This window comes from Actinomadura sp. NPDC049753, from assembly GCF_040674655.1.
Taxonomy (GTDB): Bacteria; Actinomycetota; Actinomycetes; order Streptosporangiales; family Streptosporangiaceae; genus Spirillospora; species Spirillospora verrucosospora.
In genome coordinates, this window is the sequence record NZ_JBFARL010000256.1 from 1 (window position 1) to 10,090 (window position 10,090).

9 protein-coding genes are annotated in these 10,090 nt (G+C 74.8%); 4 read left to right on the forward strand and 5 right to left on the reverse strand.

What is annotated here, in order from left to right; all coding sequences use genetic code 11:
* Window positions 1-483, reverse strand: a 483-nt coding sequence (locus AB0K37_RS37200) for a thiamine pyrophosphate-binding protein (protein ID WP_363989526.1), incomplete at its 3' end; no start/stop codon positions are given.
* Window positions 480-1,253, reverse strand: coding sequence for a cyclase family protein (locus AB0K37_RS37205; protein WP_363989528.1), 774 nt, complete (start codon window positions 1,251-1,253; stop codon window positions 480-482). The genes AB0K37_RS37205 and AB0K37_RS37200, both read right to left, overlap by 4 nt.
* A 216-nt stretch (window positions 1,254-1,469) precedes the next feature.
* Here AB0K37_RS37205 and AB0K37_RS37210 point away from each other — a divergent pair, with 216 nt between their 5' ends.
* Together AB0K37_RS37210 and AB0K37_RS37215 are read left to right on the forward strand one after the other, a co-directional pair.
* Window positions 1,470-2,609 carry a serine hydrolase gene (locus AB0K37_RS37210; protein WP_363989531.1) on the forward strand — a complete coding sequence of 380 codons (1,140 nt, stop codon included), beginning with the start codon at window positions 1,470-1,472 and terminating at the stop codon, window positions 2,607-2,609.
* Between the two features lie 87 nt (window positions 2,610-2,696).
* Window positions 2,697-3,542, forward strand: coding sequence for a siderophore-interacting protein (locus AB0K37_RS37215; RefSeq protein ID WP_363989533.1), 846 nt, complete (start codon window positions 2,697-2,699; stop codon window positions 3,540-3,542).
* 13 nt (window positions 3,543-3,555) lie between these two features.
* Here the strand turns inward: AB0K37_RS37215 and AB0K37_RS37220 are convergent, their stop codons facing one another.
* Window positions 3,556-4,914, reverse strand: coding sequence for an AarF/ABC1/UbiB kinase family protein (locus tag AB0K37_RS37220; RefSeq protein WP_363989536.1), 1,359 nt, complete (start codon window positions 4,912-4,914; stop codon window positions 3,556-3,558).
* Between the two features lie 82 nt (window positions 4,915-4,996).
* On the reverse strand, window positions 4,997-5,659 hold the full coding sequence (locus AB0K37_RS37225; RefSeq protein ID WP_363989539.1) for a QsdR family transcriptional regulator: 663 nt from the start codon (window positions 5,657-5,659) through the stop codon (window positions 4,997-4,999).
* A gap of 90 nt (window positions 5,660-5,749) precedes the next feature.
* Between AB0K37_RS37225 and AB0K37_RS37230 the strand changes: the two genes are divergently transcribed.
* The gene (locus tag AB0K37_RS37230) at window positions 5,750-6,583 is read left to right on the forward strand and encodes a cyanophycinase (protein WP_363989542.1); all 834 of its coding nucleotides are present in this window, start codon (window positions 5,750-5,752) and stop codon (window positions 6,581-6,583) included.
* Between the two features lie 2 nt (window positions 6,584-6,585).
* Window positions 6,586-9,225: a cyanophycin synthetase gene (gene cphA / locus AB0K37_RS37235; protein ID WP_363989545.1), complete on the forward strand. Its 2,640-nt coding sequence runs from the start codon at window positions 6,586-6,588 to the stop codon at window positions 9,223-9,225.
* On the opposite strand, the gene AB0K37_RS37240 is transcribed toward cphA, so the two are convergent.
* On the reverse strand, window positions 9,222-10,007 hold the full coding sequence (locus AB0K37_RS37240; protein WP_363989548.1) for a phosphatase PAP2 family protein: 786 nt from the start codon (window positions 10,005-10,007) through the stop codon (window positions 9,222-9,224). The two genes, cphA and AB0K37_RS37240, sit on opposite strands and share 4 nt — an antisense overlap.
* Window positions 10,008-10,090 lie beyond the last annotated feature (83 nt).

Here is a 10,090-nt window from a genome sequence, read left to right on the forward strand (position 1 = left end):
GGCGGCCTGGACGTCCAGCGGCAGCCCGAGCAGCACCGTGCGGCGCTCGGCGACCGCCGTCCGGCACGCACGCGCCACGTCGGCCAGGGCGCTCTGCGGGGAGTGGACCCGCTCGGGGACCGCGCCCACCGCCGCGGCGATCGCCGCCTGGTCGACGCGGAAGTTGGAGCGGACCGCGGCGGCGGCCACCTCTCCCGCGACCACCAGCAGCGGTGTGCGGCTCTTGGCGGCCTCCGCCATGCCCGTGACCGCGTTGGTGAGGCCGGGCCCCTGGTGGACGGTCGCGACGCCGAGGCCGCGGCTCACCCGCGCGTACGCGTCGGCCATCGTCACGGCGCCGCCCTCGTGGCGCGCGGCCACGAACCGGGCGCCGTTCGCCGCGAGGGCGTTCGTGACGTGGAAGTTGCCGCTGCCGACGACTCCGAACACGGTGCCCGCGCCGAACCGCGCGAGGGCCTGCCCCACGGCCTCGGCGACGATCATCGCTCGATCAGCGCGAGCACGCGGGCGGGGCTGCCCGAGCCGCCGACGATCGGCAGCGGGGAGGCGAGCAGCACGGCGCCGCGGGCCGGGAGCCGGTCGAGGTTCCGCAGCTGGGTGAGGCCGTACTTGCCGGCGCCGAGGAAGTAGGAGTGGCACGGGAAGGGCGGGTCGAAGCCGTGTGCGGCGCCCGCGTCGGTGCCGACGGTCTCCACACCGAGGCCGAGCAGCGGCGTCTCCTCGGCCAGCCACCGGGCGCACTCGGCGGAGATCCCCGGGGTGTGCGGGCCGTTCTCGTCGGCGTTGAGGAAGGCGTCCTGGTCGCCGGCGCGGGCGTCCCAGCCCGTCCGGTAGAGGAGCCAGCCGCCGTCCGGGAGCGGGCCGTGCTCCCGCTCCCAGTCGCGGACGTGGTCGATCTCCAGCAGGAAGTCGGGATCGGCGGCCGCGCGCCCGGAGGCGTCCAGCACCACGGCGGGGGCGACGAGGCGGGCGGGCGGGACCTGCGAGACGTCCTCGCCGTCGCGGCCGGTGGCCCAGTGCACCGGGGCGTCGAAGTGGGTGCCGACGTGCTCGCCGGTCTCGATGTCGTTCCAGTACCAGGCGGGTCCGCGGTCGTCGTAGCGGCTGATCTCCCTCAGCCGGAACGGGACGGTGTTGGCGAACGGCTCAGGAAGCCGCAGGATCGGGGTCCGCTCCGACAGCGGGGCGGTCAGATCGACGATCTCCACGGAGCCGTCGGCGACGGCGGCGAGCAGCTGGGCGAGCACGGACATCGTTCCTCCGGCGGCGCGGGCGGCTGAGCGGGACGCGGGTCCGTCGAACGTACCTCAGACGGCCCTGGCCGCAGGGCCGCCTGACGGGGTCCGCGGCGTCTTTCGTGCCGCGCCGCCACGTCCGCCGCCGGATTTCGCCGCCCCGCGCCATGGACGCGGCGGCGCCGGTCGATCACCATCGGTGAGAACCCCGGCCGATCCCCCCTCGGAGGTCCGATGCGCCGCAGGCCCTGGACGCTCGCACTCGCCGCAGCCGCCGTCACCACCGCCCTCGCCGCTCCCCCCGCGAACGCCGCTCCCCCGGCGTCCTCGCCGCCGTCCCCTCCGTCCGTCCGCGTCACCGAGGCCGCGCGCGGCTTCGACCCCCTGCTGCCCTCGTCCGACCCCGTCGCCCTGCGCGAGGCGTACCGGCCGCTCGCGGTCACCTACACCTACGAAGGCCGGGAGCACACCCTCGACGACTACCTCGCTCGAACCGGGACGCAGGGACTCGTCGTCCTGGACCGCAGCGACATCGTCTTCGAGCGGTACGTCGCCGCCGATCGCGACACCCTGTTCCAGTCGTGGTCGATGGCGAAGTCGTTCACCTCGGCGGCGATCGGCATCGCGCTCGGCGAGGGCCGAATCGACTCGATCGACGACCCGGTCACCCGGTACGTCCCGGAGCTGAAGGGCTCGGGATACGACGGCGTCTCGCTGCGGGACCTGCTGCGGATGTCCTCGGGCATCCAGTGGACGGAGACCTACGACGTGCCGTTCGCGCACGTCGCGGCGAGCCTCGGGTATCCGCTGACCGAACTGGCCAGGCAGCGCAAGCGCGGATGGGAGCCGGGGACGAGGTTCGAGTACACGAGCATGAACTCGTTCGTCCTCTCCTGGGTCGTGGCCAAGGCGACCGGGGTCCCGTACCACGCCTACGTCCAGAAGAAGATCTGGGAGCCGGCGGGGATGGCGTCCAAGGCGTACCTCGGCAACGACTCCAACGGCAACAGCATGGGGTACTGCTGCTACTACGCGACCGACCGCGACTTCGCACGGTTCGGCCTGCTGTACCTGAACGGCGGCAGGGCGAACGGGCGCCAGGTCGTCCCCGCCTCCTGGGTGACGGAGTCGACGCGGCCCTCCGCCGCGTTCAACCAGGGGTACGGCCTGCACTGGTGGCTGGGCGAGAACGGCGACTTCTCGGCGAACGGCCTCGGCGGCCAGCTCATCTGGGTCTCGCCCCGGAACGGCGTCGTCATCGTGAAGTCGACGCTGGCGACCGTCCTCGCCGAGGAGGAGACCGGCGCCGCCTTCGCGGCGATCGCCGCCGAGGTCGCGCGGACCCGCACGGCCCGCCTGGCCTCGGCCCCCTGAACGCCGCGCCCCGCCGGGGAACATTCCGGATCCGGAAGAGGTTAGGGTTCCCTAAGCACTGTGATCCGGATCATCGGAGGGGACCGTATGGCGACGGAACCGGCACGCAAGGGACGCAGGCTCCACCGGGGGACGGTGCTGCGCACCGAGCGCGTCACACCGCACATGATCCGTGTGGTCCTCGGCGGTGACGGGCTGTCGGACTTCGGCGCGGGCGAGTTCACCGACCACTACGTGAAGCTGCTGTTCCCGCGGCCGGGCGTCTCCTACCCCGAGCCGTTCGACCTGGAGCGGGTGCGCGCCGAACTGCCGCGCGAGCAGTGGCCGAGCACCCGCACCTACACCGTCCGCGCGTGGGACGCCGGGGCGGGCGAGCTGACGATCGACTTCGTCCACCACGGCGACAAGGGCCTGGCCGGTCCGTGGGCGGCGAGCGTCCGGCCGGGCGAGGAGATCCTCTTCAACGGCCCGGGCGGCGGCTACGCGCCCCGCGCCGGCGCCGGCTGGCACCTGCTCGCCGGGGATGAGAGCGCCCTGCCCGCGATCGCCGCCTCCCTGGAGCGCCTCCCGGACGGCGCACCCGCCCGCGTGTTCGTCGAGGTCGCCGGGCCCGAGGAGGAGCAGGACCTGCGCACTCCCGGCGACGCGGAGATCGTCTGGCTGCACCGGGGCGCCGGCCAGGTCGGCGACCTGCTGGTCGAGGCCGTCCAGAAACTCGACTTCCCCGACGGGGAGGTGCACGCGTTCGTGCACGGCGAGGCCAACTTCGTCAAGGCGCTCCGCCGCCACCTGCGCGTCGAGCGCGGCCTCCCTCTGGAGCAACTGTCGATCTCCGGCTACTGGCGACGCGGCCGTGACGAGGACGGCTGGCAGTCCGGAAAGCGCGAATGGAACCAGCAGGTGGAGCAGGAGGAGGCGCAGGCCCTGGCCTGACCGCCGGGCGGGGTCAGGCGGTGACCTGGGCCTGGTCGTCGAGGTCGGGGTCGGTGCCGGTGGAGAAGCCGGGGAGCCAGCGCTCGGCTTCGGCGCGGTACTCGCCCTCGGCCTCCAGCTGGCACAGGACGCCGCCGCAGCCGGAGAGGGCGCGGCTGACGGCGAGGTACTGCGGCGGCAGGCGGAACGCGCGGGCGAGCGCACCCGGCCGCAGGTCGGAGGCCAGGCCGAGCCCGCGGGCCGTCTGCTCGCGCAGCCATTCGCGGGAGTAGCGGAAGCGCTCCACGGCGAACGGGGCCGCGTGCGGGGCGACGAGCGCGGCGACCTCGTCGGGGTCCACCTCCGCGTCCCCGAGCAGGAAGCCCTCCTCGAACAGCGCGTCCACGATGTCGTCGGGGTCGCCGAGGGTGCCGATGCGCAGCAGCCGCCCGATCGACCACTGGAGCTCGGCGGGGACGCGGGCGGCGCCGCCGAAGTCCATGACGCCGAGGCGGCCGTCGTCCAGCAGCCGGAAGTTGCCCGGGTGCGGGTCGATGTGGATCATCTCGCAGCGGGCCGGGCCGGACAGCAGGAACCGGAACAGCAGCAGCCCGGCGCGGTCGCGGGCCTCCTGGTCGCCCTCGGCGATGACCTTGGCGAGCGGGGTGCCCTCCAGCCACTCGGTGACCAGCACGTTGCCCGACTGGGCGACGACGGCGGGGACGGCGAAGTCGGGGTCGCCGTCGTAGGCGTCGTGGAAGGCGGTCTGGGCGCGGGCCTCGTCGACGTAGTCGAGCTCCTTCTCCAGGCGCCGCTTGAGGTCGGCGATGACCGGCTTGACCTCCACGCCCGGGAACAGGGGCGTGACGAGGCGGCTGAGGCGGGAGATCTGGTTGAAGTCGCTCATGAGGGCCCGGGCGGCGCCGGGGTACTGGACCTTGACCGCGACCGTGCGGCCGTCGTGCCAGACGGCCTTGTGGACCTGGCCGATGGACGCGGCGGCGGCCGGGCGGTCGTCGAACTCGGCGAACACCGCGGGCCAGTCCTCGCCGAGGCCCTCGGCGAGCACGCGGTGCGTCGTCGCGGCGGGCATGGGCGGCGCCGCCTCCTGCAGGCGCGTCAGGCTGGCGCGGAACGGGCCGGCGACCTCCTCGGGCAGCCCGGCCTCGAAGATCGACAGCAGCTGGCCGACCTTCATGGCGCCGCCCTTCAGCTCGCCGAGCACGGCGAACAGCTGCTCGGCGGTGCGGCGCTGGACCTCCAGCGCGACGGCCTCGGCGGGACGGCCGATGGACCTCTTGCCGAGACCGAGCGCGGTGCGCCCGGCGAACCCGAGCGGGAGGCTCGCCAGCTTGGCGGTTCGCGTCACCGCGCGGCGGGGGATGTCGCTCACGGCCCCTCTTTCGACGATGCGTCCAATGACTTCAGCCTCTCACGGGGAGCAAAGCCGCGAAACGGTCACGCCCCGGTAAGGTTCAGCGTCCGGCCGCACCCGGTGATTCCCCGCCGCCCGGGCAGGGCCGCAGCAGCAGCTCGACGACCTCCAGCGCCTGGTCGATCTCGGGCCGCTTCCCGCCCAGGTAATGGGCGTACATGAAGGAGTCGGCGACCCGGACGATGGCCTGCGCGAGCGTCCGGGTGGGCAGCCGGGTGCGCAGCGCGCCGCGGTCGATCTCCGCCTGGAGCTCGCGGGTGAGCAGCTCGGTGGCGCGGTCCTCGATGGTGCCGGGCATGGTGGCCAGCCTGACGAAGAGCCGGGGCTCGCGCTCGGTGAACGCCTTCAGCGGCTCGGCGTCCACCACCGCGCGCATGAACCGTTCCAGGAGGGCGAGGATCCGCTCGGCGCCGGCGCCGCCGACGCCCCGCGCGGCGACGCGGTAGGTGCGCTCGGTCATCTCCCCGAGCAGGGTGGCGAGGAGCTGCTCGCGGCTGCCGACCCACCGGTAGAGGGTGGCGCGCCCGACGCCGAGCTCGGCGGCGAGCGCGGACATGTCGATCGGCTCGCCCCGCAGGTAGTGGGCGGACGCGGCGGCCAGGGCGGCGGCGGGCCCGCCGTGCCGCGGGTGCGGGAGCGGGGACGAGCGGGCCGCGCCGGACGGCGGCCGGACGGCGTCGCCGGCGGGATCGGGGCCGCTCATCAGCACAGCATGGCACAGCGCGGCGCACGCCATCCCATGACTTGTCGCGTTCGCGCGACTACAGGCGGTTATCGGGGGTAGCTAGCAGATGTGAACCACAAACACGGGGGCGCCGGACGCAAGGGCCGGCTGCTGATCATCGGAGGCGCGGAGAACCGGACCTGCGGCTCCGGCCCGCTGGAGACGTTCGTCGAGCTCGCGGGCGCCGAGGACGCGCGGATCGTCGTCATCACAACGGCGACGGAGGTGCCCGAGGAGGTCGCCGACGAGTACACCGCCGTGTTCGGGCGGCTCGGCGTGTCCTCGGTGCGCGAGCTGCGGCTGCTCGGCCGTGCGGCGGCCGACGACGCGGCGACGCTGCGGGCGCTGGAGACCGCGACGGGGGTGCTGTTCAGCGGCGGCGACCAGTCGCGGATCCGCACCCTGGTCGGTTCGAGGACCAACGAGCTGCTCAAGCGCCGGCTCGACCAGGACGGCCTGGTGATCGCCGGGACGAGCGCGGGCGCCACCGCCATGGGCCACTGGATGATCCTCGGCGGCCGCGGCCACGAGGTCGCCGCCTCCACCGTGAAGGTCGGGCCCGGTCTCGCCCTGCTCGACAACGTGCTGATCGACATGCACTTCAACGAGCGGGGCCGGCTGCCGAGGCTGATGAGCGGGATAGCGCTGGACACCCGGCTGCTCGGCGTCGGTATCGACGAGGACACGGCGATCGTGGTCGGCGACGGGCGCTTCGAGGTCGTCGGGACGGGCGTGGTCACGGTGGTGGACGCCGGGCAGGCGACGGTCGCCTACGCCGCGTCCGACGACGAGCCGATGGCCATGCTCGACGTGTCGCTGCACCTGCTGCCGGCCGGCTGCGCGTTCCAGATGAACGACCGGCTCCCGGCGATCGGCAACATGCGCGGCCCGGAGGAGGGATAGCGGTGCGACTCGACCATCTGCGCCGTCTCGGCGGCCCGAACGTCTACCTGTCCCGGCCGGTCGCGATCGCGCGGCTGGACCTGCAGGGCCTGACCGGCCACGAGACCACCGACCACCCCGGCTTCGCCGAGCGGCTCGTCGACGCGCTGCCCGGCCTGGCCGACCACCACTGCTCGGCGGGCCGCCCGGGCGGGCTCCTGGAGGCGATGGCGCGCGGCACCTACTTCGGCCACGTCACCGAGCACGTCACGCTGGAGCTGTCCGGGCTGATCGGCCGCGAGGTGTTCTTCGGCCGCACGGTGCGCGCGGGCGGGCCAGCCGAGTACGACGTGATCCTGGAGTGCCCGCCCGACGAGCCGTCCGCGAGCCCGGTGGTGGAGCGGCTGATCATCCTGGCGCTGCGGATCGTCAACGGGGCGCTCGCCGGGCTCGTCCCGGACACCTCCGCCGACCTGGCCCGCGTCGCCGCCGTATACGAGCAGGAGCGGCTCGGGGTGAGCACGGCGGCACTGGCGCGGGCGGCCCGCGAGCGGGGCGTGCCGGTGCGCCGGGTCGGCGGGCTCAACCTGCTGCGCCTGGGGTACGGGCGGTACCGCCGGACCGTGTGGGCGGCGATGACCGACGCCACCTCGGCGATCGGGATGGAGGTCGCGGGCGACAAGCGGCTCGCGCACCGCCTGCTCGCCGACGCCGGCCTGCCCGTGCCGGAGGGGCGGGTCGCGACGTCCCCGGGTGAGGCGCTGGAGGCCCTGCGCGCCATCGGCGGCCCCGTGGTCGTCAAGCCGCTCGCGGGGCACCAGGGCGAGGGCGTGCACATCGAGCTGACCACTCCGCCGGAGGTGGTGGCCGCGTTCGCGTCGGCGGCCGGCGATGGCGGCGAGGTCCTCGTCGAGAGCTACATCCCGGGCAGGGACTACCGGGTGCTGGTGGTCGGCGGCCGCGTCGCGGCGGCGGCCGAGCTGACCGCCGCGTGCGTGACCGGCGACGGGACGGCCCCGGTCGCGGCACTGGTGGAGCGGGTCAACGCCGACCCGGCGCGCGGCGAGGGCCACGACCGGCCGCTGACCCGGCTCGTCCTCGGCCCCACCGAGCTGGCGCTGCTGGAGCGGCAGGGGCACGGCCCGCGGTCGGTGCCCGCCGACGGGGAGCGGGTGTGGCTGCGCCGCAACGCGAACCTGTCCACCGGCGGCACCAGCCGGGACGTGACCGCGGACGTCCACCCGGAGGTCGCCGCGATGTGCGTGCGGGCCGCCGCGGCCGTCGGCATGGACGTGTGCGGCATCGACCTGCGGCTGCCCGACGCCGCCTCACCGCCGCCCGCCGAGCGGGGCGCCGCCGGGATCCTGGAGGTCAACGCCGCGCCGGGCCTGCGGATGCACCTGGCGCCGCACCAGGGCGCGGGGCGCGACGTCGCCGGCGACATCATCGGGCTGATGTACCCGGACGGGACGCCGTCGCGGGTGCCGGTCGTGTCGGTCACCGGCACCAACGGCAAGACCACGACCGTCCGGATGATCGCGCACATGCTGGAGCTGGACGGGCGCCGGACCGGCATGACCAGCACCGAGGGCGTGTACGTCGGCGGGCGCCTGGTCCACCGGTCCGACGCGTCCGGGCCGCGCTCGGCGGAGATGGTGCTCGGCGACCGGTCGGTGGAGGCGGCCGTGCTGGAGACCGCGCGGGGCGGCATCGTGCGGCGCGGGCTCGGCTACGACCGCGCCGACGTCGCGGTCGTCACCAACGTCACCCGCGACCACCTCGGCGTCGACGACACCGAGTCCGTCGACGACCTGGTCGACATCAAGTCCCTGGTCGCCGAGAGGATCCGCCGCGGCGGCCACGTGGTCCTCAACGCCGAGGACGAGGCGTCGGCGGGCCTCGCCGGGCGGCCGGGGGTCCGCGAGCGCGACCCGGTGCTGCGCTACTTCGCCCTGTCCCCCGACGCCCCCGTCCTCGCCCGCCACCTCAGCGGCGGCGGCACCGGGTACAGCGTGAGGGACGGGTGGCTGACCGAGGCGCGCGGCGACCGCCGGACCCCGATCCTGCCGGCCGCCGAGGTGGCGGGCTCGTTCGGCGGGCACGCCCGCCACGTGATCGCCAACGCGCTCGCCGCGGCGGCCGCCGCCCGCGCCCTCGGCGTGCCGGTGGAGGTGGTGGCGCGGGCGCTGCGCTCGTTCGACCCGCACACGCGCAATCCCGGCCGGGGCTGCGTCTACCAGGTCGGCGCCAACCCCGTCCTGGTCGACTACGCCCACAACCCGGCGGCGGTCGGGGCGATGGGCGCGTTCGTCGCGCGGCGCTGGGGCGACGCCGGGGTCGCGGCGGTGACGCTGCCGGGCGACCGCTCCGACGAGCTGGTGAGCGAGACCGCCCGGGCGCTGGCGGCCTCGTTCGGCCGCGTCGTCGTCTACGAGGACGAGGACCTGCGGGGGCGCCGCTCGGGCGAGATGACCCGGCTGATCGTCCAGGGGCTCCGGGACGCCCGGCCGGACGTGCGCCACCATCCGGCCGGCGACCTGAAGGGCGCGCTGACCTCGGCGCTGGACATGGCGGAGCCGGGCGAGCCCGTCCTGCTGCTGTACGAGAAGCTGCAGCCGGTGACCGAGCTGCTGGAGACGCTGGGCGCGGAGCCCGCCGGCTAGCCGGCGGGCCCGTCCGCCGGCGGCGGGCGCAGCAGCAGGACGGTGACCGACAGCAGCGCCAGCACCACGATCCCGTCCAGCCAGTAGTGGTTGGCGGTGCCGACGACGACCGCGGTCGTCGCGATCGGGTGCAGGAGCCACATCCACCGCCACCGCGTCCGGGACGTGGCGACCAGCCCGAGCGCGATGACCGCCGCCCAGCCGATGTGCAGGGACGGCATGGCCGCGTACTGGTTGGCGATCGTGTCGGTCTGCGGCGCCCCGTACACCGAGGGCCCGTACCGGGCGGCGGTGTCGACGAGCCCCGCCGCTGGCAGCATGCGCGGCGGCGCCAGCGGCACGAGCAGGTGCAGGACGAGCGCGGCCGCGGTCAGCGCCACGAGCACCCGGCGCACCCACCGGTAGTGGGCGGGCCGCCGCAGGTAGATCCAGAGCAGGAACAGCACCGCCGCCGGGAAGTGCACGTAGGCGTAGTAGGAGTTTGCCGCGTGCACCAGAATCTCGCTGTGCAGCAGGCCGTGCTGGACGTCCGCCTCGGCCGGCAGCCCGAGGAGGCGCTCCAGGCGCAGGACGCGGTGGGCGTTGTCGAACGCCTCGCTCACCCGCCCGTCCGCCAGCAGCCGCCCGAGCTTGTAGGCGGCGAACAGCACGATGATCAGCAGGAGCTCGCGGACGGGCCGCGGCCGGCCGCCGGGGCGTCCCGCGGCCGCGCCGGCGCGCCCCGGCCTGCGCAGTCGTGATAACGCGCCGGCCTGGCGGGGCGGCTGGTCCAGGAGGCTCACTGCGCTGTCCTTCGCATCGGGTACTGCGCCGGTCGGGGCCGGGCGCCCGGTTGCAGGTCGAGACGATCGCGGTCTCGGCGACG

What these genes read in the sequence shown, in the direction of transcription:
- AB0K37_RS37205 (WP_363989528.1), bottom strand. Translation starts at nt 1,253, where the DNA reads ATGTCCGTGCTCGCCCAGCTGCTCGCCGCCGTCGCCGACGGCTCCGTG.
- AB0K37_RS37210 (WP_363989531.1), top strand. Translation starts at nt 1,470, where the DNA reads ATGCGCCGCAGGCCCTGGACGCTCGCACTCGCCGCAGCCGCCGTCACC.
- AB0K37_RS37215 (WP_363989533.1), top strand. Translation starts at nt 2,697, where the DNA reads ATGGCGACGGAACCGGCACGCAAGGGACGCAGGCTCCACCGGGGGACG.
- AB0K37_RS37225 (WP_363989539.1), bottom strand. Translation starts at nt 5,659, where the DNA reads ATGAGCGGCCCCGATCCCGCCGGCGACGCCGTCCGGCCGCCGTCCGGC.